Annotated in this window: 18 protein-coding genes; 13 read left to right on the top strand and 5 right to left on the bottom strand. The window is 63.8% G+C overall.

Going from position 1 to position 21,229, the window contains the following annotated elements:
- Nucleotides 1-3: 3 nt before the first annotated feature.
- On the bottom strand, nucleotides 4-993 hold the full coding sequence (locus U5A52_RS01675) for an ABC transporter substrate-binding protein (protein ID WP_321909379.1): 990 nt from the start codon (nucleotides 991-993) through the stop codon (nucleotides 4-6).
- Between the two features lie 1,008 nt (nucleotides 994-2,001).
- Here U5A52_RS01675 and U5A52_RS01670 point away from each other — a divergent pair.
- The 5 genes from U5A52_RS01670 (at nucleotide 2,002) to U5A52_RS01650 (ending at nucleotide 6,943) form a co-directional block, all read left to right on the top strand.
- Complete coding sequence (locus tag U5A52_RS01670; RefSeq protein WP_321909377.1) at nucleotides 2,002-3,117, top strand: branched-chain amino acid ABC transporter substrate-binding protein; 1,116 nt, start codon at nucleotides 2,002-2,004, stop codon at nucleotides 3,115-3,117.
- Between the two features lie 143 nt (nucleotides 3,118-3,260).
- Nucleotides 3,261-4,187: a high-affinity branched-chain amino acid ABC transporter permease LivH gene (gene livH, locus U5A52_RS01665; RefSeq protein ID WP_028213765.1), complete on the top strand. Its 927-nt coding sequence runs from the start codon at nucleotides 3,261-3,263 to the stop codon at nucleotides 4,185-4,187.
- Nucleotides 4,188-4,194: 7 nt separating this feature from the next.
- The gene (locus tag U5A52_RS01660; protein WP_321933586.1) at nucleotides 4,195-5,475 is read left to right on the top strand and encodes a high-affinity branched-chain amino acid ABC transporter permease LivM; all 1,281 of its coding nucleotides are present in this window, start codon (nucleotides 4,195-4,197) and stop codon (nucleotides 5,473-5,475) included.
- Nucleotides 5,472-6,242 (top strand): high-affinity branched-chain amino acid ABC transporter ATP-binding protein LivG, encoded by a 771-nt coding sequence (gene livG, locus U5A52_RS01655; RefSeq protein WP_028203113.1) that lies wholly within the window; start codon nucleotides 5,472-5,474, stop codon nucleotides 6,240-6,242. Before U5A52_RS01660 ends, livG begins: the two co-directional genes overlap by 4 nt.
- Nucleotides 6,242-6,943: an ABC transporter ATP-binding protein gene (locus U5A52_RS01650; RefSeq protein ID WP_321909370.1), complete on the top strand. Its 702-nt coding sequence runs from the start codon at nucleotides 6,242-6,244 to the stop codon at nucleotides 6,941-6,943. The genes livG and U5A52_RS01650 overlap by 1 nt, the downstream gene beginning before the upstream one ends.
- Before the next feature lie 95 nt (nucleotides 6,944-7,038).
- Here U5A52_RS01650 and U5A52_RS01645 read toward each other — a convergent pair whose 3' ends face one another.
- On the bottom strand, nucleotides 7,039-8,250 hold the full coding sequence (locus U5A52_RS01645) for a helix-turn-helix transcriptional regulator (protein WP_321933583.1): 1,212 nt from the start codon (nucleotides 8,248-8,250) through the stop codon (nucleotides 7,039-7,041).
- A 409-nt stretch (nucleotides 8,251-8,659) separates the two neighbouring features.
- Here U5A52_RS01645 and U5A52_RS01640 point away from each other — a divergent pair, with 409 nt between their 5' ends.
- Nucleotides 8,660-9,262: a DUF4337 domain-containing protein gene (locus tag U5A52_RS01640; RefSeq protein ID WP_321909367.1), complete on the top strand. Its 603-nt coding sequence runs from the start codon at nucleotides 8,660-8,662 to the stop codon at nucleotides 9,260-9,262.
- Nucleotides 9,263-9,267: 5 nt separating this feature from the next.
- Here the strand turns inward: U5A52_RS01640 and U5A52_RS01635 are convergent, their stop codons facing one another.
- Together U5A52_RS01635 and U5A52_RS01630 are read right to left on the bottom strand one after the other, a co-directional pair.
- A complete protein-coding gene (locus U5A52_RS01635; protein WP_321909365.1) occupies nucleotides 9,268-9,753 on the bottom strand; it encodes a hypothetical protein in 486 nt (161 codons plus the stop codon).
- Between the two features lie 135 nt (nucleotides 9,754-9,888).
- The gene (locus U5A52_RS01630) at nucleotides 9,889-10,317 is read right to left on the bottom strand and encodes a DUF2501 domain-containing protein (RefSeq protein ID WP_321909830.1); all 429 of its coding nucleotides are present in this window, start codon (nucleotides 10,315-10,317) and stop codon (nucleotides 9,889-9,891) included.
- A 710-nt stretch (nucleotides 10,318-11,027) separates the two neighbouring features.
- Between U5A52_RS01630 and U5A52_RS01625 the strand changes: the two genes are divergently transcribed.
- Nucleotides 11,028-12,272 carry a transposase gene (locus U5A52_RS01625; RefSeq protein WP_321933581.1) on the top strand — a complete coding sequence of 415 codons (1,245 nt, stop codon included), beginning with the start codon at nucleotides 11,028-11,030 and terminating at the stop codon, nucleotides 12,270-12,272.
- Nucleotides 12,273-12,329: 57 nt separating this feature from the next.
- On the opposite strand, the gene U5A52_RS01620 is transcribed toward U5A52_RS01625, so the two are convergent.
- Nucleotides 12,330-13,850, bottom strand: a complete 1,521-nt coding sequence (locus U5A52_RS01620) for a mannose-1-phosphate guanylyltransferase/mannose-6-phosphate isomerase (protein WP_321933579.1) — start codon at nucleotides 13,848-13,850, stop codon at nucleotides 12,330-12,332.
- Nucleotides 13,851-14,028: 178 nt separating this feature from the next.
- Here U5A52_RS01620 and U5A52_RS01615 point away from each other — a divergent pair, with 178 nt between their 5' ends.
- The 6 genes from U5A52_RS01615 to U5A52_RS01590 all read left to right on the top strand — a co-directional run bounded on the left by U5A52_RS01615 (nucleotide 14,029) and on the right by U5A52_RS01590 (nucleotide 21,200).
- Nucleotides 14,029-14,217 carry a hypothetical protein gene (locus U5A52_RS01615; RefSeq protein WP_321933577.1) on the top strand — a complete coding sequence of 63 codons (189 nt, stop codon included), beginning with the start codon at nucleotides 14,029-14,031 and terminating at the stop codon, nucleotides 14,215-14,217.
- 131 nt (nucleotides 14,218-14,348) lie between these two features.
- The gene (locus tag U5A52_RS01610) at nucleotides 14,349-15,728 is read left to right on the top strand and encodes an undecaprenyl-phosphate glucose phosphotransferase (protein ID WP_321933575.1); all 1,380 of its coding nucleotides are present in this window, start codon (nucleotides 14,349-14,351) and stop codon (nucleotides 15,726-15,728) included.
- 77 nt (nucleotides 15,729-15,805) lie between these two features.
- Nucleotides 15,806-17,221, top strand: a complete 1,416-nt coding sequence (locus tag U5A52_RS01605) for a UDP-glucose/GDP-mannose dehydrogenase family protein (RefSeq protein ID WP_321909356.1) — start codon at nucleotides 15,806-15,808, stop codon at nucleotides 17,219-17,221.
- Nucleotides 17,222-17,271: 50 nt separating this feature from the next.
- Complete coding sequence (locus U5A52_RS01600) at nucleotides 17,272-17,721, top strand: low molecular weight phosphotyrosine protein phosphatase (RefSeq protein WP_321909354.1); 450 nt, start codon at nucleotides 17,272-17,274, stop codon at nucleotides 17,719-17,721.
- A complete protein-coding gene (locus tag U5A52_RS01595) occupies nucleotides 17,718-18,893 on the top strand; it encodes a polysaccharide biosynthesis/export family protein (RefSeq protein WP_321909352.1) in 1,176 nt (391 codons plus the stop codon). The genes U5A52_RS01600 and U5A52_RS01595 overlap by 4 nt, the downstream gene beginning before the upstream one ends.
- Nucleotides 18,894-18,953: 60 nt before the next feature.
- On the top strand, nucleotides 18,954-21,200 hold the full coding sequence (locus U5A52_RS01590) for a polysaccharide biosynthesis tyrosine autokinase (protein ID WP_415773524.1): 2,247 nt from the start codon (nucleotides 18,954-18,956) through the stop codon (nucleotides 21,198-21,200).
- The last annotated feature ends 29 nt before the right edge of the window (nucleotides 21,201-21,229 follow it).

The following is a 21,229-nucleotide window of genomic DNA, read 5'->3' as shown; positions in this document are numbered from 1 at the left end:
GGCTTACTTCACGACCGTGGTCGCGTCCTTGAGCAGGTCGGCCGAGAGCGTCACGCCTTGCTTTTGCGCGGCGGCCGGATTCACGAACAGTTGCAGCTTGCTGCTGGTTTCCGAGGCGATTGCGCCCGGCTTCTCGCCCTTGAGAATACGCACGACGACCTTGCCCGTTTGATGGCCGAGGTCGCTGTAGTCGATACCGAGCGCCGCGATGGCGCCGCGCTTCACGCTGTCCGTATCCGAAGCGACGAGCGGAATCTTCGCGTCGTTGGCCACCTTCACGAGCGCTTCGTACGCCGAAACCACGTTGTTGTCGGTGTTCGTGTAGATCACGTCGACCTTGCCGATCAGGCTCTTCGCAGCCGGACCGATGTCCACGGTGCGCGGCGCGGCGGCTTCCTTCAGCGTCATGCCTTGTTGCGCGAGCAGTTCCTTGAGCGCCTTCACGACCACGACCGAATTCGCTTCGCCGGGGTTGTAGACCATGCCGACGGTTTTCGCGTTGGGCACGACGCGCTTGATGAGCGCGACCTGCTTGTCGAGCGGCAGCTTGTCGGACACGCCGGTCACGTTCGTGCCGCTCGGCGTCCACGTCTTGACGAGTTGTGCGGCCACCGGATCCGTCACGCCCGAGTACACCACGGGCACGGACTTCGTTGCGGCCACAACGGCCTGCGCAGAAGGCGTGGCGATCGCAACGATCGCGCTCGGGTTGTCGCCCACGAACTTGCGCGCGATCTGCGCGGCGGTGCCCGTGTTGCCTTGCGCGCTCTGGTATTCCCACTTGAGATTCTTGCCGGCGTCGTAGCCGGCGGCCTTCAGTTCGTCGCGCACGCCGTCGCGGATCGCGTCGAGTGCCGGGTGCTCGACGATTGACAGCACTTCCACGGTCGCGGTTTCGGTGGCGCGTGCGGCGCCCGAAGTCAGCGCGAGCGCGGCGGCGCCGGCGATCAGGGAAAGGGTGGCGGCAACGGTTGCCTGCTTGAAGGTCTTCATGCGGTTTGATCTCCCCCGAGTGCTGGGTTCTTGCGGTTTTTTCGGATCTGCAGGGTGCGGCGTCGCCGGCTTCACGCGTGGCGGGAGCACGCGGCATGCGCCGTCGTGGTGCATGCGGGCGCGGCGAGGGAGCGAGGATACCACCGACTCTTGCGGGGCTGGAACGCGTTGGCGGGGCAGTGAGGCGGCCGCGCGACGGTGCCGTGAAGATTTATTCGAGATTGCACAATCCGATTATGGGGAAACGCTGTGCTTTAACGAAAAGTTTCTCACTTTCGGGGTTTGGGTGAAAAGTGCGGGTGAGGTGGAGGGTGATATGGATTGTGTATTTTTTTCAAAAATTGCATTTTAAGGTTATTGTAATATGTATCCTTATAAATCAATGATTTGGCGTGTTTTGCATTTAGGGTATTCCCGGTATCTCGATAATGTGTTCGATGATTTTTGTGTGGTTATCGATTGATATTTATTTTATTGATTCGCGCGATTCGTCGATCAGATCTCGTTGAAAATTAAAATAACCGAAAAAGCCCTGTAAAAATCAGAAATCCTGTCATTCCGTACACCCGCATCAGCCGGTCGTCTCAGGGCGGAGAGTGGTCCGCAACCCGCATGAAAGGGCATTTTCCCGAGCTTTTTCAAGCGCTTTCCGGCATCCCCCTCAATTGACCGATGTCAAAAGTCAAGTCGATATCCGAAAAAACCCTTAGTTGCCGTGAAAATGGATTATTGATAGCATCCGCGGGTCGCTGATTCAGGCCGGTCCACCTTACCGGTACGAATTGCAGCGAACGGGGCAGGCGGATCGCTTGCGCAACAGAGTCTGTAACTCAGCAGTCTCTCCGAACTCAGCCGCCTACCAGGGCGCTGATACACGCCGGGCCCCGTCACGTCTTTTTCTCTGGTGCTCGTCGTGGTTGTTCCCCATTGAATGTCATTGGGGCGCTGTTCGTTTGCGCAGGTCATTCCGTCTGACCGGTTGACCCGAAAACAATCGAGGAGCTCCTGATGACGTTGTCCCGTCTTACCGCTGTTTCCGTGGCTGCCGCGCTGCTCGCATTTGGTGCAAGCGCAAACGCCGACACCGTGAAGATCGCCATTGCCGGCCCGTTCAGCGGCCCGGTCGCCCAGTACGGCGACATGGTCAAGGCGGGCGCGCTGACTGCCATCGAGCAGATCAACGCCGCCGGCGGTGTGAACGGCAACAAGCTCGAAGCCGTCCTGATGGACGACTCGTGCGAGCCGAAGCAGGCTGTCGCCGTCGCCAACAAGATCGTTTCGCAGCACATCCAGTACGTGGTTGGCCACGTTTGCTCGGGCTCGACGATTCCCGCCTCGGACATCTACGAGAACGAAGGCGTTGTGATGGTCACGCCGTCGGCCACCGCGCCGCAGCTGACCGAAGGCAAGAAGCGCCAGTTCATCTTCCGCACGATTGGCCGCGACGACCAGCAAGGTCCGGCAGCCGCCGCCTACATCATCAACAAGGTCAAGCCGAAGAAGGTCGCGATCCTGCACGACAAGCAGTCGTACGGCCAGGGCATCGCCACGTCGGTCAAGGCCGCGCTCGACAAGGCACACATTCCCGTTGTCGTGTTCGAAGGCATCAACGCCGGTGATTCGGACTACTCCGCAGTCGTCACGAAGCTCAAGTCGCAAGGCGTGGACTTCGTCTACTTCGGCGGTTACCACCCGGAAATGGGCCTGCTCATGCGCCAGTCGCGTGAACAGGGCGTGAAGGCTACGTTCATGGGTCCGGAAGGCGTGGGCAACAAGGACGTGACGGCCATTGCCGGCCCGGCTTCGGAAGGCATGCTCGTCACGCTGCCCGCCGACTTCGCTTCGGACCCCGCCAACGCCAAGCTCGTGAAGGCATTCGCCGACGCCAAGCGCGACGCGAACGGCCCGTTCCAGATGCCGTCGTACGCTGCGGTTGAAGTGATCGCCGACGGCATTGCCGGTGCGAAGAGCACGGACCCGACCAAGGTTGCCGCCTACCTGCACAAGAACGCGTTCAGCACGCCGATCGGCAAGGTCGAATACGACGCACAGGGCGACCTCAAGTCGTTCCGCTTCGTCGTCTACACGTGGCACAAGGACGCCACGAAGACCGCCGCGAACTGATCCCGGCGCTGCACGCAGCAAACGCCCCGCTCCTGGTGGCGGGGCGTTTTTGCAGCGGTTGCGCGCGCAACTAAAGCAACAGGATCGGTTTCAAAGGTCTCTCCAAAGGTCTCTTATCGGCTTCACGGCCGCGGGGCTTACGCATGAATGATTTTCTTCCGCAGTTCACCCAGCAGCTCGTCAACGGGCTCACGCTGGGCGCGATCTATGCGCTGATCGCCATCGGCTACACGATGGTCTACGGCATCATCGGCATGATCAACTTCGCTCACGGCGAGATCTACATGATCGGCGCTTATGTGGGCCTCGTCACGCTCACGGCCATCGGCACCTCGGCGGGTTATCCGCTGCCGCTCGTGCTGGGCGCGGCGCTCATTGTCTCGGTGCTCGTCACCGGGCTCTACGGTTTCGCGGTCGAGCGGGTGGCGTATCGGCCGCTGCGCGGCGGCCCTCGCCTCGTGCCGCTCATCTCCGCCATCGGCATGTCGATCTTTCTGCAGAACTACGTGCAGATCGGGCAGGGCGCGCGCGACGTGTCCGTGCCGATGCTCATTTCCGGCGCGCTCGACTTCAACATGGGCGGCAACTTCGAAGTGACGATTCCGTACGCGCGCATGTTGATCGTCGGCGTCACGCTCGTGCTGATGATCGCGCTTACGCTCTTCATTTCGCGCTCGCGCATGGGCCGCGCGTGCCGCGCCTGCGCCGAAGACATGAAGATGGCCAACCTGCTCGGCATCGACACGAACCGCGTGATCTCGTTCACGTTCGTGCTCGGCGCGATGCTCGCGGCGGTGGGCGGTGTGCTGATCGGGCTCACGATCGGCAAGCTCAATCCGTATATCGGCTTCATTGCGGGCATCAAGGCGTTTACGGCCGCGGTGCTGGGCGGTATCGGCAGCATTCCGGGTGCGATGCTCGGCGGCGTGCTGCTCGGTCTCGCCGAAACCCTCGCTTCGGGCTACATGCCCGCGGAGTACAAGGACGTCGTGGCCTTCGGCCTGCTCGTGCTCGTGCTGCTCTTCCGTCCCACCGGCCTGCTCGGCAAGCCGGACGTCGAAAAGGTGTGAGGTCGATATGAGCCAAACTGTTTCGGTACGCGCGGCCAGCAATAGCGCACACGGTCAGTCCTCGTCGCAAACGGTGAAGGGTGCGTTCGCCGCCGCCGTGGCGACCATCATCCTCACCGCGCCCATTCTCGGCCTGCAGCTCACGCTCGACGGCTATCAGGTCGTGCTGCAGCAGCACTGGCGTCCGGTCTGGATCGCGGCTGCCGTGGTGTTCGTGTTCCAGCTCGCCAAGCCGATGTTTGTGCGCGCAACGAGTAACGTGCGCCTGCCGAAGGCCCCCGCGCTCGGCGCGCGCCAGCAGCGCGTGGCGATCTGGGTGCTGCTTGCGTTCGGCGCGGTGTTTCCGTTCATGGGTTCGCGCGGCGCGATCGACGTCGCGACGCTCGCGCTCATCTACGTGATTCTTGGTCTCGGCCTCAATATCGTGGTGGGTTTCGCAGGTCTGCTCGACCTGGGCTACGTGGGCTTCTACGCGGTGGGCGGCTATACGTATGCGCTGCTCAACCAGTACTTCGGCTTCACGTTCTGGGAATGCCTGCCGCTCGCGGCGCTCGCAGCCGCTACGTTCGGCTTCGTGCTCGGCTTCCCGGTGCTGCGCCTGCGCGGCGACTATCTCGCCATCGTCACGCTCGGCTTCGGCGAGATCATTCGCCTGCTGCTCAATAACCTCACGAGCATCACGGGCGGCCCGGACGGCATTTCCAGCATTCCCAAGCCCACCGTGTTCGGCTTCGAAATGGCCCGCCACGCCAGTGTGGAAGGCGCGAAGACGTTCAACGAATTGATCGGCATCGAGTACAGCGGCGAGCACATGGTGATCTTCCTCTACCTGCTCGCGCTCGTGCTGGTGGCGTTCACGCTGTTCGTCACGAGCCGCCTGCTGCGCATGCCGATGGGCCGTGCCTGGGAAGCGCTGCGCGAAGATGAGATCGCCTGCCGCTCGCTGGGTTTGAACCCAACGCGCATCAAGCTCTCGGCGTTCACGCTGGGCGCTTCGTTCGCGGGTCTCGCGGGCGCGTTCTTCGCGGCGCGCCAGGGGCTCGTCACGCCCGAGTCGTTCACGTTCATCGAGTCGGCGCTCATTCTCGCCGTGGTGGTGCTGGGCGGCATGGGTTCGCAACTGGGCGTGGTGCTCGCCGCGATCCTGCTCACCGCGCTGCCCGAAGTGGCCCGCGGCTTTGCCGAGTACCGCATGCTGATCTTCGGTCTGGTGATGGTGCTGATGATGATGTGGCGTCCGCAGGGCCTGTTGCCCGCAAGCCGTCCGCACGTGGAGTTGCCGCAATGAGCGCACAAGCGTTGTTGAAAGTAGCGGGCCTGCAGATGCGCTTCGGCGGTCTGCTGGCCGTGGACGGCATCGACTTCGACGTGCGTCCGAACGAGGTGTTCGCGATCATCGGGCCGAACGGCGCGGGCAAGACCACAGTGTTTAACTGCGTGGGCGGTTTCTACAAGCCGACCGCGGGCGACATCGTGCTGGAAGGCCACGCCATCACTGGCCAGCCGAGCCACCAGGTCGCGCGCCGCGGCCTCGTGCGCACGTTCCAGAATATTCGCCTCTTCAAGCAGCTCACCGTGCTCGAAAACCTCATGGTCGCGCAGCACCTGAAGGTGAACCGCAACATGCTGAGCGGCCTGTTCGCGACGCCCGCGTATCGCCGCGCCGAGCGCGCCGCGCTCGAACGCGCCGCGTACTGGCTCGAACGCGTGGGCCTGAAGCCGGTGGCGAACCGCGAGGCGGGCACGCTTTCATACGGCCATCAGCGCCGGCTCGAAATCGCGCGCTGCATGATCACCGACCCGCGTCTGTTGATGCTCGACGAACCCGCGGCCGGTTTGAATCCGCAGGAGAAGGTCGAACTGCAGCAGATGGTGGACGGCTTGCGTAACGAGTTCGGAATCTCCGTACTCCTGATCGAGCACGACATGAGCCTCGTGATGGGCGTATCGGACCGCATTCTCGTAATGGAACACGGCAAGCCGATCATGATCGGCAAGCCCGACGAAGTGCGCAACGACCCGCGCGTGATCAAGGCCTATCTCGGAGAGGACTGATGCTGAAGCTGGAAAAGGTCCATACCCACTATGGCGCGGTGGAAGCGCTGGCGGGCGTGTCGATCGAAGTGAACAAGGGCGAGATCGTCACGCTGATCGGCAGCAACGGCGCCGGCAAGACCACGCTCATGATGACCGTGTGCGGCACGCCGCGCGCGTCGGCCGGGAAAGTGACGTTCGAAGGCGAGGACATCACGCGCATGCCCACGCACGACATCATGCGCAAGGGCATGGCGATTTCGCCGGAAGGGCGCCGCGTGTTCCCGAGCCTCACGGTGCTCGAAAACCTACAGATGGGCGGCTTCTTCGCCTCGCAGCACGAGATCGATGCGGGCATCGAGCACGTGTTCAAGCTGTTTCCGCGTTTGAACCAGCGTGCGAAACAGCGTGCGGGCACGATGTCGGGCGGCGAGCAGCAGATGCTCGCCATCGGCCGCGCGCTCATGAGCCGTCCGCGTTTGCTGCTGCTCGACGAACCCACGCTCGGCCTCGCGCCGCTCGTGATCGCGCAGATCTTCGACATCATCCGCACGATTCGCGAGGAAGGCGTGACGGTGTTCCTCGTCGAGCAGAACGCGAACAAGGCGCTGCATGTGGCCGATCGCGGCTATGTGCTGGAGACCGGACGCGTGGTGCTCGCCGACAGCGCCGACAACCTGCTCGCCAACGACAATATCAAGCGCGCATATCTGGGCGGTTGATCGTCTGAGGTCGTGCCGCGCTGCGGCCCGCGCAATCCGCGTTCATCGAACGTGGGTTGCGCGGGCCGTTTCTTTTATGGCACCCGGAACATGCTTCAATCGCCGCGCGCAATCGCAAGCTGCGCGATCAGCCGCATCAGCTCGGCCTGGCGGCGCGTGGTCGTTTTCGCGAACACGTGATGCAGATGCGTGCGCACGGTGGAGGGCAGAACCTCCAGCGCCTCGGCCACGTCTTTCGTGTTGAGGCCCTTGCCGACTTCGCAGGCCACGCGCGCTTCGGCAGGCGTGAGGCCGAACAGCGCGACGAGACGCGTTTCCACGCCGCGCCGCGACGACTGCGGATCGATCACGATCAGCATGGCCGTGCCGGCGCGCGCGGCTTGCGCGCAGTAGTCGGCGCGCCGGTGCGCGCCCAGCGGCGAAATGAGCGCCTGGAGCGGCTCGTCGGGCGGCTGGCGGGCGATCAGCATCGCGCCGCCCGTGCGGTCCCGTGCGTCGCGTCCGGCTGCGCGCGCGATCAGCGCGTGCAGCTGCTGCGTGGCGGCGGCCGTGGCGGCGCTGAGTGTGCCGTGTTCGGTGCGCAGCCCGTTTGCGCGTGCGAGCTGCGCGGTGGCGGCGCGATTCGCGAACACGATGTGCGCATCGGCATCGACGATCAGGACGCCGTGTGCGAGCGCGTCGAGCGCGTCTGCGGGCGCATAGCCGCTTTTGTCGTACGAGGCGACGGTGCGGGCGGTGTGCCGCTGCACGCGCAACGCGTTGCGCAGATGCGGCAGCAGCTCGCGCAGGGCGTCCAGTTCGTCTTCGCTATAGAAGCGCTTTTCGTGGCGCAGTGCGCCGAGTACGGCGGCCATGTCGCCTTCGCGCAGCACGTTCGCGAAGGCCACCGTGTAGAAGCGTTGCGGGCGCACCCACTCCTGCACGAAAGCGCTGCGTTCCAGACTCCCCTGCGGGCGGATCATCGTGTCGGTGACGAGTGTGCCGGCGGCCCAGCGGCGCGCCTGCGGCACGATCGGATCGAAGCCGCCGTAGTACTGCGCATACGAGTGGGCAAACGAAGCGTCGATGCCGTCCCACTCGGCGAGCGAGAAGGTGCTTTCGGGCGGCAGCATGGTGAGATTCACGTGTTGCGCGCCGATGCGCTGGGCAATGCGCGCACAGACATCCGGCCAGCGTTGCGCGTCGAAACCGGCGTCGTAGATCGCGTCGATCAGGCCGCCCGTTTCGTCCGGCCCGGAAAGCCTCACGCGCGCACGGTGTGCAACGGTATCGATAGCCGCAGCTTGCGCGGCCGTTGTAGGCCCCATGGCGGTCTCCCAGGCTGGAATATATTCACGGCAGAAGGCCTCAAGGCATGCCTTGCGACGTTGCATATAGGGCCATGTGGCACTGCAACGACGCCGGTGGCGCGAAGGGGCAAACTGAGGCGTCAATCCACGTTTGCAAACGGCAGGCGGGAGGGGATGCGCTGCAGCATCCCGGGGTACCTATTCTGAATGAATAGACGATAAAGCCTACGTTTCGCTTTCGTCAGAAGACATTTCGGGTTTCGTTACATCCAATGCATTCCGGGTACTGGACAAGCGCGCTGCGCTCACGATAATTGAGCGTCCCATATCGGGCGCGCTGCATGGGGGAAAGGCGGCGCGAGCCGCCGGAGCGAAGGGCGACAGGGCGACGAATTGGTGAAAGTCAGATCAAGCGGAGAGTGTTTGGATGTCTGAAGAGTACGAAGTGCATGGGCCGCACGACCACGCGGTCGAACACGCCGCGGCGGGCCATGGCGGGCACGGCGAGGGCGACCCGTTCCCGGGCCGCATGGCGGTGATGACGGCGATCCTCGCTTCCATTGGGGCGATCTTTGCCTACCAGAGCGGCAACAGCGAGAACCAGGCGCTCTATTACAAGAACGAAGCGGCGATTCGCAAGACCGAAGCCGCGAATCAATGGGCCTACTATCAGGCGAAGGGCGAGAAGCAGAATCTGGCGGAACTGGGCGCGCAACTCTCTGCGCTCGCGCCGAATTCGGAAGCCGCGCAAAAGCGCTTTGCTGCCGACGCCGACCGCTATCGCCAGCAGAAGGAACCGATCCGCGCGAAGGCGGAGGCGCTCGAAAAGATCGTCGAGCAGGACGATGCGCTAAGCGAGCAGGTGCTGCACGGCCATCATCGCTGGGCGCAGGCCACGACGCTCATCCAGATCTCGATCGCGCTCACGGCCATCACGCTGCTTACGCGGCGCCGCTGGCTGCTCAATACGTCGGTGGGCGTGGCCATCGTTGGCGTGGGCCTGGGCGCATTGGCGTTCTTCGGCGGCTGAGTTTTTCAACCGCCGCACACGATCGCCGTGAGGAGCAACGGCACGACCGATTGCACCGTGGCGTCGCTGTTGGCTTCGCGCACGCGCGAGCGCACCTTCTCCGCGGGCGCGGACACGACGACGCCATAAAGCGGCGAGGCGATCTCCTTGCCCGCGCCTCGCTTGAAGAGCGTGTCGTCGCGGTCGTAGCCGAGTACCACGTAAATGGGAAAGCCGAACGCGCTCAGGCGGGTGCCGCGCACGGGGCTGAACGCGTTGACCGAATTCGCTTCGACGCGCGTCGGCTCGGGTTCGATGGATTTGTCGTCGATAAGCGACGAAATGAACGTGTGGGGATCGGACTTGCAGTCGAACTGCTGGTCGCGTGTGCTGGTTTGCGCATGCGCGACCAGCGGCGCCAGCAGCGCGGCAAAAGCGGCAAGGCCGCTAAGCGCGGCCCGCAGCGTAATCGCCGGGAACGCGAATATCACGGAAGTTTGGCGCTTGGTCATGGCTACGAGCAGCAATGCCGGGAGAAGTCCGGTTGACTCTATTCGACACCCGGACTTCGTTCGTGTTCAAAGCTTACGGCACATAAATTGCGCGGGGCGTGCGCCCGCACACATCCGCATGCGCGATCGCGGCCGTTACAGCATGGATTTCGCCTGGCTCAGGATCTTGTCGCAGACCTGCTTCGTGGCCTGCTCCTTGAGGCCGCTACCCGTGAGGTCGAGCTTCTGCCCATTGCCGGCCGTGAGGATGCCGCTCGTGCCCTGCGTATAGCCGCTGTCTGTGGTGTTCGCGCCGCCGGGCAGCTTGCTCAGCAGCGAGTCCTTCACGTTGCTCGCGGCGTCGGCGTTCAGGTAATTGTTCTTGATGCAGTACTGCAGCACGCCGGTGACATTGCCGAGACTGCTCGAGGTGAGCGAGGACGCGGAAAGCGAACTGCCAAGTCCGCCCAGATTGCCGAGCGCGCCCTGTGCCGAGCCGCCGCTGCCGCCCTGGTTGAGCAGGTTGCCGAGTTGCGCCTGTGCGCCGCCCCAGGGGGCGAGCAGCGCCAGAGTCAGGGTGGCCATCAGCGCCGTGGCAATGCGCGGCGTGGCGACGCCCGGAACAGAGGTTTGCATACACGAATCTCCGTGGTGGTTCAGTGCGCTCTTACTATAGACGGATTCGTTTGCGCGGCTTCGCTACGTGACGCCGCACGGGCGTTCGGACGGTAGGGGTGCAACCTGTGCAAAGTACGGTCGCCGCATCTCGCCGTGACCGTTTTGTGTTGCATCCGATGATTTCATCGGCATGTCATTTGTTGCGGGCACAACGATGGCGATGCGGGAGCGAACCGGGGTGTCCGAAGAGGGGGGTGTGTCTCAAGTGGTATGCATGCGTTTGGAATTGCGCACGACGCGGACCACGCGCGGGCTACGCAACGAATGCGCCTGTTACAACTGTATCGACGCTGTAAAACACCACGTTTACAGGCCTTTTCTGGCAATATTCCCGACGATTCAAGCGGGAGATTGTTTCTAACCGTAACACTTATTACGGTCCTCCTCATCGGCTGGTTTCAGGTGGTATGCTTCCTGCACAAATTCTCCCTTGCACGAGTGAGACCACGTTTATTGCGTCAATACAGTGAAAGAACGCACTGCCAGAGTGCGCGCAGCGACGCAAATGAACACGTCATATAAGCATATGGTGCAACCGAGCTAGCCAACGCGGGCAGCAAGATCCGCGAGCCGATGCTCCGTCACTGCAGCCCCGGTCCGGCTGCGTGGAGAACAGCATGAATTTCGAAGAACTGAGCGACGACGAGTGGATGCAGGTGTCTTCGCTCGTGTCAGATGAACCTCCTATTAGACTCAACCGGCGCGGCCGCCCTCGCGCCGAGCCGCGCGTCGTGGCCAATGCCGTCCTCTGGATTCTCACCACCGGTGAGTCGTGGTCGCGCCTGCCCGCGCGTTATCCGTCCGGGCCCACCTGCCGCCGTCGTTTCGAGGAATGGCACGGCAGCGGCACGTTGATCGAACTGGTCGAGTTGCTCTCGCAACGCGGCCGCAAGTTCGTTTATGTACCCCAGCCGGTGCAGGCCGATGCGCAACCCGTTGCAGTCGCAGTCGAGGAAGTCGCCGAGGACGACGGCCAGCCGGCCGTGTTCTGGAAGAGCCCCGAAGCCTGGCAGGCGCCCGCCGCGCTCGCCGACGCGCCGCTGGCCGACCCCATGGAAAGCATGATGCGTCAGCTCGCTGGCGGAGAGCCGGCGTTGCCCGTTTCGATCGACGCGCCTGTCGTGTCCAGCGCAACGACGGCAACGACGGCAAAGGCTGTTGCGAGTGCGACGCGTTCGCAAAGTGAAACCGCATTCGCACCGTTCTCGCCTTCGCGCGTGAACAAGCCTGCTGCGACTCGCGCAATGCCGCGCGACGCGTCGCATCGGGTCGCACACCCGGCGGGCGGCGTCGTGCAGGTCGCGGAATGGCGCGGCTATACGATGAGCCTGACCGTGCAGCCCGTGCGCAACCGCATGTTTCGCGGGGCCGTGGAGATCCTCAAGGATGGCAAGCGCATCGAGCGCTCGGGCCTGATCGGGCCGCCGTTCCAGGATCGCGAATCCGCGCGCAATTTCGCTTTCGACTGGGCGCGTGAATGGCTCGATCGCGAAGGCTCGGCCGAGTCCGAGTCCGGCGTGTCGTGGCCGGGCTCGCATCTCGCGAGGCATGCCGCCTCGACGGGCGCGGCACAGAGCGGCTCGCGAACCACGTCGGCGAACGCCGCGCCGCACGCGAGCGTTCAGAGCACGAGCGTGACGCGTGGTGACCCGTCGAATGCCGCCGCCGCACGCGCGTTGCCTCCGGCCGTGCCGGGCAGCGTGCGGCTCACGCCGCTGCAACCGCCGGTCCAGCGTTACACCGCCAAAGGCGCACTGCTTGCCGGCGGCGAGTCTCACGAAGCCAATACGGCGTCGTCCGGCACCGCCGAGCGCCGCACTGCCGGCACCACCGGAACGCGCTACCGCACGCTCTCGCGCTGATCTTGCGAGGCCGCGCGCGGTGCGCGCAGCCTTCCTGCATGGCCTCTACTGCTTTCTTCACTGCCTCCCGTACTGATCGTCCAGACGCACGATATCGTCCTCACCGAGATACGAGCCCGACTGCACCTCGATGATCTCGAGCGGCATCTTGCCCGGATTTTCCAGTCGATGCGACACGCCCAGCGGGATATACGCTGACTCGTTTTCCGAAACGATGAAGCGTTCTTCCCCGCGCGTGACGAGCGCCGTGCCGCGTACGACGACCCAATGCTCGGCGCGGTGGTGATGCATCTGCAGCGACAGGCGTGCGCCCGGCTCGACCACAATCCGCTTGACCTGGAAGCGCTCGCCGCTGTCCACGCTGTCGTAGTGGCCCCACGGACGATGCACGAGGCGGTGTGCCACGGCTTCCGTGCGGCGCTCCTGCTTCAGACGTTGCACGATCTTCTTGACGTCCTGGGCGCGCGAGCGGTCGGCAACGAGGAGAGCGTCGGGCGTCTCCACGATCACGAGGTCCTTCGTGCCGAGGCAGGCCACGAGCCGACCGTCCGCATGCGCGAAGGTGTCGGTTGCGCCTTCGAACATCACGCGGCCTTGCGCGACGTTGCCTTCGTCGTCCTTCGGCGAAACTTGCCAGACGGTGTCCCATGAGCCGAGGTCGGTCCAGCCGGCCGTGAGCGGCACGACTACGCCGCTTGCCACAGACGGGTCGCCGGCGAGCGGCTCCATCACGGCGTAGTCGATCGAGTTCGAAGGCGAACGTGCGAACGCGTCGCTATCCACGCGGAAGAAGTCGCCGTCCGCCTTGCCGTGCTCGATCGATTGTGCGCATGCGGCGTAGATAGCCGGATGGAAATGGCGAATCGCCTTGAGCCAGGTCGATGCACGCACGATGAAAATGCCGCTGTTCCACCAGTAGCGCTGCGAAGCGACGTATTGCTGCGCCAGCTCGAAATAAGGCTTTTCGACGAAGCCGTTCAGACGCCGCGCACCATTGGGCTCGGTGCTCGCGAGCGGCTCGCCCACGTGAATGTAGCCGTAGCCCACTTCGGGATGCGTGGGCACGATGCCCATCGTTACGATTTGCCCGTTCGCCGCATGACGCACGCCTTCGGCCACCGCGTTCTGGAACGCTTCGAGGTCGGCAAGCGCATGGTCGGCCGGCATCACCACGAGAATGCCGTCCTCGTGCGAGGCGACGACCGACATGGCGGCGATCGTGAGTGCGGGCGCCGTATCGCGGCCCACCGGCTCGAGGATCAGACGCGCGCGCTTGCCTGTCGCGCGAACCTGGTCGGCGGTGGTGAATCGATGTTCTTCGTTGCAGACGATCAGCAGTTCCTCTGCGAGCGTCACGCGCTCGGCGAGCGCATCGAGGCGGCCCGCGGTGCTGGCAAGCAGCGACTGCTCGCCCACGAGGTTGATCATCTGCTTCGGATATTGCTCGCGCGACAGTGGCCACAGTCGCGAGCCCGCGCCGCCCGCAAGCACGACAGGGCATACCTGCAATGCGCTGCGCGTTTCGGCACGCGTCTGGGACGCTTTTGCCGATGCCGTAGCGGAACCCGTATCCGTCATCTCGCTCTCCTGTAAAAGGTATCGGTGATGCGATTTGTAGCATGCTTAAAATCGTCATAAATCGAGTCGTAAAGAAGAAAACGGAAAATATTGGAATTAAATTTAAATTGCATAAACGATGAGTCTAAATATCGATAAAAAATGCAATAAAAAATAGGCTGTATGCCTATGAAATTTCTTGTCGAAACCCGAAATTTCACACCGTGACAGGAAAAATCTGCCGGGACGATCGGGGTTATGGGTCAATGCGGAGGCGGATTCCGGCAATCTTTGCCGACAAAATTCGCAAAAAATTGACCTGAAAGCGACGAAACAATTAGAGATACTTTTGAGGCTTGCGGGCGGAATTTTTATCGCGCCTTATTAGGGTTTATTCGGATCAGAATTAGCGGCGCCCTGCGTTTTTTGCGGCGACGCTGTCCCAGAAACTTTTGAAGAGAACGGCCACGATGTGCAGTGCGTGGCCGCGATTCATTTTTTTAACCCGAGGTGCCGGACATGCTCAGCGTTCTAGCCAGAATATTCGACGTTGCCGCCATTGCTGCTGGAGCGTTGCTCGCGGCCGCCTTGCATCGTGGCCAGCTCGTGCCGCTCACCGACGCGGAGAGCGTGGCGCTCGCGTTCAACTGCGTGCTCGCGATCTGGATGTTCCCGGCGTTCGGCATCTACAAGTCGTGGCGCGGCAAGTCGCTGTACGCGCTCTTTGCCCGCGTGTGCGCCGCATGGCTCGCCGTGGAGGGCACGGGCATCCTGCTGAGCTTCAGCCTGCACCGCGCCGATTCGCTCTCGCGCCTGTGGCTCGCGTACTGGGTCGTCGCCTCGGTGGCGTTGCTGATCGTCTCGAAGGCGCTCGTGCACATGGTGCTGCGTGGCATTCGCCGCGAGGGCTACAACCAGAAGGCCGTGGCCGTGGTGGGCGGCCCGCGCAACGGGCGCTTCCTGATCGAGCACATGCGCTTTCACCCGGAAGCGGGCTTTCATCCCGCGATCGTGTTCGACGAGGACAGCGACGCGGACGGCGCCGCCGCGATCGACGGCGTGCCTGTGGAGCGCAACCTCCAGGCCTTGCTCGCGTTCGTGCGCGAGAACGAAGTGCGCGAACTGTGGCTCGCGTTGCCGATTACCAAGGAGCGCACGATCCATCGCATCGTGACGGCCTTGCGCAACGACTTCGTGAACATCCGCTTCATTCCGGACGTGCGCAGCCTCTCGTTCTTCAGCCAGCCCGTGGTCGACCTGCTCGGCGTGCCCGCCATCAATCTCGCGGCCTCGCCGGTCACGGACCTGAGCGTGCTGCCCAAGCGCGTGTTCGACATCGTGTTCGCGGGCGGCGTGCTGGTCGCGCTCGCGCCGCTGCTCGCCGCGATTTCGTTCGCCGTGAAGCTCACGTCGAAGGGCCCGGTGTTTTTCAAGCAGCGCCGCAAGGGTCTGGATGGCAACGAGTTCGAGATCTACAAGTTCCGCTCGATGAAGGTCCACGCGGAAGTCGCGGGCCAGATCACGCAAGCGCGCCGCAACGATCCGCGCGTGACGCGCGTGGGCGCGTTCCTGCGCCGCACGAGCCTCGACGAGCTGCCGCAATTCATCAACGTGCTCAAGGGCGAGATGTCGGTGGTGGGGCCGCGCCCGCACGCGCTTGCGCACGACGACATCTACAAGGACCTCGTGCGCGGCTACATGGCGCGCTACCGCATCAAGCCTGGCATTACCGGCTGGGCGCAGGTCAACGGCTTTCGCGGCGAAACCGATCGCGTGGAAAAGATGCGCGACCGCGTGCGCTTCGATCTGCACTACATGCAGCACTGGAGCTTCGCGCTCGACCTGCGCATCGTGGCGATGACCATGTGGAAGGGTTTCGCAGGCCAGAACGCATATTGAGGCGAAGCGAGTGCGCGCACGGCTAGTGTGCGCAACGGTTCGCATGACAGGAAGAACCAATCACTTTTGAGGTGGGCATGAATCTGACGATCATTGGCAGCGGTTATGTGGGTCTCGTAACGGGCGCTTGTCTTGCCGACATCGGCAACGACGTGTTCTGTCTCGACGTGGACCAGCGCAAGATCGACCTGCTCAACCAGGGCGTCGTGCCGATTCACGAGCCGGGTCTGAAGGAAATCATCGAGCGCAATGTGCGCGCGCGCCGGCTCAAGTTCTCGACCGATGTGGAAGCGGCGGTCGCGCACGGCGACGTGCAGTTCGTCGCCGTGGGCACGCCGCCCGACGAAGACGGCTCGGCCGATCTGCAATACGTGCTGGCGGCCGCGCGCAATATCGGCCGTCACATGACCGGCTTCAAGGTGGTGGTGGACAAGTCCACGGTGCCGGTGGGCACGGCCGCGCTCGTGCACGACGCGATCGCCTCCGAACTGCGCAAGCGCGGCGAAAGCCACATGTTCTCGGTGGTCTCGAACCCCGAGTTCCTGAAGGAAGGCGCGGCCGTCGAGGACTTCGCGCGGCCGGATCGCATCGTGCTCGGCTGCAACGACGACGTGCCCGGCGAGCGCGCGAAAGAGGTCATGAAGCGGCTCTACGCGCCGTTCAACCGCAATCACGAGCGCACGCTCTACATGGACGTGCACTCGGCCGAATTCACCAAGTACGCGGCCAACGCCATGCTCGCGACGCGCATTTCGTTCATGAACGAACTCGCGAACCTGGCCGACCGCGTGGGCGCCGATATCGAGGCCGTGCGCCGCGGCGTGGGCTCGGACCCGCGCATCGGCTACGACTTCCTCTATGCGGGTTGCGGCTATGGCGGCTCGTGCTTCCCTAAAGACGTGAAGGCGCTCATGCGCACCGCCGAGGATTTCGGCGAGCCGCTGCAGATCCTGCGCGCCGTGGAGTCCGTCAATGAAGCGCAGAAGCAGGTGCTCGCACAGAAGATCGTCACGCGCTTCGGCTCCGACCTCACGGGCCGCACGTTCGGCGTCTGGGGTCTCGCGTTCAAGCCGAACACCGACGACATGCGCGAGGCGCCGAGCCGCACGCTCATCGCCGAACTGCTCGCGCGCGGCGCCACGGTCAAGGCATACGACCCGGTTGCGACCGCAGAGGCGAAGCGTGTTCTCGCGATCGATCTCGCGCACGCGCCGGAACATCAGGCGCGGCTGTCGTTCGTGACCGACGCGATGGAAGCCGCGGGCGAAGCGGACGCCGTTGTGATCGCAACGGAATGGAAGGTCTTCAAGGCGCCCGATTTCGAAACGCTCAAGCAGCAGTTGAAGATGCCGATCGTGTTCGACGGCCGCAATCTCTACGAGCCGTCGGCATTGCAGGAACTCGGCATCGAGTACCACGCCGTGGGCCGCGCGAGTGCGACGCAGGCAAGCCGCGCGCGCGCCGAAACCGCCGCCACGCAGGCGCTGGCCTGAGCGCTGCCGGGCTACGCATCGCGCATGTCAAGGAAGGGAGTCACGCGACCATGATCAAGAACGTGCTCATCGTTTGCCACGCCAACGTCTGCCGCTCGCCGGCTGCTGAGCAGCTCTTTCGCGAGCGTCTGCGCGAGCAGCAAGGCTCAGGGGCGGAATCGTTTCAATCGGCGGGCCTGCGTGCGCGCGACGGCGACGACATGGACCCCGTGATGCAGTGGCTCCTTGCCGAGCGCGGCATGAAGGTGGGCGAGCATCAGTCGCGCCGCCTCACGAGCCGCCTCGTGCGCTCGGCCGACCTCGTGCTCGTGACCGAGCGCCGTCAGGTCGCCGCGGTCGAGCGCATTGAACCCACCGCGCGCGGCAAGGTGTACGCGCTCGGTAACTGGGAAAACTCTGATGTCAGCGATCCGCATGGGCTCCACGAGTCCGCGTATCGCAAGAGTCTTGAATTGATGGATCGTATGGTTAAGGGATGGTTGAGCCGAATATGCCAATGACAAAACTGAAACTGACGGCGGTAGTCGCGTTGAGCGTCTTCGTTTCCGCGTGCGCAACGGCGCCCGGCAACTATCTCGACACGTCGAGCCTGAAAGAAGCGCCGAACAACCAGCCGCAGCAGCAGTTCAACGTGCAGCTCATCACGCAGCAAGTCGTGCTGCAGCAGGCGCAGGCGGCCGCCACCGCGCCGAAAGCGCCGCTGCCGCCCTCGAAGTTTGCAAGCGCCGCCGACTACGTCTATCACATCGCGCCGCAGGACATTCTCGGTGTGACCGTGTTCGATCACCCCGAGCTTTCGACGCCGCAGGGCTCGACGTTCTCCACGGGCGGCAACACCACGCAGACTGTGGGTCAGGCGCTCACGCAGCCCTATACCAATGCGCTCTCGGGGCAGTCCGACCCCTACGGGCAGACCGTGTCGAAGGACGGCACGATCTTCTTTCCGTTCGTGGGCCGCGTGATGGCGGCGGGCAAGACGCCCTCGCAGTTGCGTGAGCAACTCGCGGCAGGACTCGGGCCATACGTGAAGAACCCGCAGGTGGACGTGCGCGTGCTCGCCTATCGCAGCCAGAAGGTGCAGGTCACGGGCGACGTGAAGACGCCCGGCCCGCTCTCCATGAGCGACGTGCCGCTCACGCTGGTCGACGCCATTACGCGCTCGGGCGGCACGACCGACAGCGCCGACATCAACCGCGTGCGCCTCACGCGCGGCGGCAAGCTGTACACGCTCGATGCGAACCGCATGCTCGACGGCGGCGACACGACTCAGGACGTGATGCTGCAGGACGGCGACGTCATCAATATTCCAGATCGTTCGGATAGCAGAATATTCGTGATGGGTGAAGTGAAGACGCCGACGCAGACGAGCCTCATCCGCGGCAATCTGACGATCGCCGACGCGCTCACCCAGGCGGGCGGCATTCTCGATACCGACGCGAACCCGCGCCAGATCTTCGTGATGCGCGGCATGAAGGACAACCCGACGCAACCCGAGATCTACCGTCTCGACATGACCAAGCCCGACGCGATCATGCTTTCGTCGCAATTCCAGCTCAAGCCGCTGGATGTGGTGTACGTGGGCACGGCCGCTTCGACGACCTTCAACCGTGTGTTGCAGCAGGTGCTGCCGACCATCCAGACCGTCTTCTATCTGAAGCAGATCGCGAAGTAAGCGCGTGATCAAAGCGCTTCCTGGGAAGACGCAGGAGCAACACCTAAACAACGGGATTGAATCGTGACCCTACAAGCCAATAGCCAGGCGGCCCCGGCGGCCCGCACCGAGGAAGAGGACGTCGTTCTCGGCCAGTTGCTGCGCGTCATCATCGACGACATCGGCTGGCTCATCGCAATCGCGGCGGCGGTGATCGCCATGGCCGTGTTTTATTGCTTTATCGCCAAGCCGGTCTATACGGCCGACACCCAGGTTCGCGTGGAGCCTTCCGACTACACGTCGCAGGCCCTCACGCAAACGCAAACGGGCGCGAACATCAGCTCCGGATCGTCGGCGGGCAGTTTGCCCACCGACGCCGAGATCCAGATGATCAAGAGCCGCAGCGTGGTCGAGCCGGTGGTCAAGCAGTTCAAGCTGAACACCACCGTCACGCCGGTCATGCTGCCCTTGATCGGCAGCCTTTCCGCACGCCTCGCGACGCCGGGCACGCCCGCGCGTCCGTGGTTCGGGCTCAGCAACTGGCTCGGCAGCTATGCGTGGGGCGGCGAGGTCATCAATATCGACTCGGTCGAGGTCACGCCCGGGCTCGAAGGCAAGAAGCTCACGCTCACCGCGCTCGATAACGACCGCTATGTGATCTCGACGCCGGACGGCGCGCGCCTGCTCGAAGGCACCGTTGGCCAGGTCGAAGAGGGCGGCGGCGTGAAGCTGCTCGTGAGCAAGCTCGTGGCGCGTCCGGGCACGCGCTTCAAGGTCGTGCGCCTGAACGACCTCGACGCGATCAGCGGCTTCCAGAACGCGATCCAGGTGCAGGAGCAGGGCAAGCAAACGGGCGTGATCGACATCTCACTCGAAGACAACGACCCCGAGCACGCGGCCGCGATTGCCAACGCAGTGGCGCAGTCGTACCTGCGCGAGCACGTGGCGACGAAGCAGGCCGACGCGAGCAAGATGCTCGACTTCCTGCGCAGCGAACAGCCGCGCCTGAAGGGGGACCTCGAAAACGCCGAAGCGGCGCTCACGGCGTACCAGAGCAAGTCGGGTTCGATCAACGCGAGCGACGAAGCGAAGATCTATCTCGACGGCAGCGTGCAATACGAGCAGCAGATTTCCGCGCTGCAACTGCAGATCGCCTCGCTGCAACAGCGCTTCGGCGACCAGCATCCGGTGCTGATCGCGGCGCGCCAGCAGCTCGCGCAGCTGCAGGCGGAGCGCGCAAAGTACGACACGAAGTTCCGCGACCTGCCGGCCACGGAAGTGAAGGCCGTGCAACTGCAGCGTGACGCGAAGGTGGCAGAGGACATCTACGTGCTGCTGCTCAACCGCATTCAGGAGCTTTCCGTGCAGCGTGTGGGCACGGGCGGCAACGTGCATATCATCGATCCGGCGTTGCGCCCCGGCAGCCCCTCGAAGCCCAAGAAACTGCTGATCGTTTCGGCGGCGTCGCTGCTCGGCATCATTCTCGGCACGGGCTTCGTGCTCATGCGCCGCAACATGTTCAAGGGCATTGTCGATCCGGACCAGATCGAGCGCTCGTTCCAGCTGCCCGTGTACGGCCTCGTGCCGCTTTCGCCGGAGCAGCTGGCGCTCGAAAAGCGCGGCCCGGTGCGTGGCGGCTCGCGCCTGCGCGAAGTGCTCGCCAACGCGCGCCCCAAGGACCTCACGGTCGAAAGCCTGCGTAGCCTGCGCACCTCGCTGCAGTTCAGTGTGATGGACGCGCGTAATCGCGTGGTCATGCTGACGGGTTCGGTGCCCGGCGTCGGCAAGAGCTTCCTGACCGCGAACCTCGCCGTGCTGCTCGCGCATTCGGGCAAGCGCGTGCTGATGATCGACGGCGACATGCGCCGTGGCGCGCTCGAACGTCATCTGGGCGGCCCGCAGGAAAACGGCTTCTCCGAGCTGCTTTCGGGGCAGATTGCGCTGGACGAGGCGATTCGCGCGACCGAAGTGGACAACCTGCACTTCATCTCGTGCGGCCGTCGTCCGCCCAACCCTTCCGAGCTGTTGATGTCGCCGCGTCTTGGCCAGTACCTCGAAGGCCTGTCGAACCGCTACGACGTGTTGCTCATCGACACACCGCCGGTGCTCGCCGTGACCGACGCCGCCATCATCGGCGGACATGCCGGCTCGACGTTCCTCGTGTTGCGCTCGGGCCTGCACACCGAAGGCGAAATCACCGAGGCGCTCAAGCGTCTGCGCAATGCCGGCGTGCGCGTGCAGGGCGGCGTATTCAACGGCGTGCCGGCACGCACGCGCGGCAACTATGGCTACGGCTATGCGAACGTGCGCGAGTACCTGAGCGCATGACGTCTACCCACCTATCCAGCACAGCAAAG

Source organism: Paraburkholderia sp. J8-2 (assembly GCF_905220195.1).
Lineage (GTDB): Bacteria > Pseudomonadota > Gammaproteobacteria > Burkholderiales > Burkholderiaceae > Paraburkholderia.
Note: the sequence above shows the minus strand (reverse complement) of the source record. Positions and strands in the feature narration are given on the sequence as shown.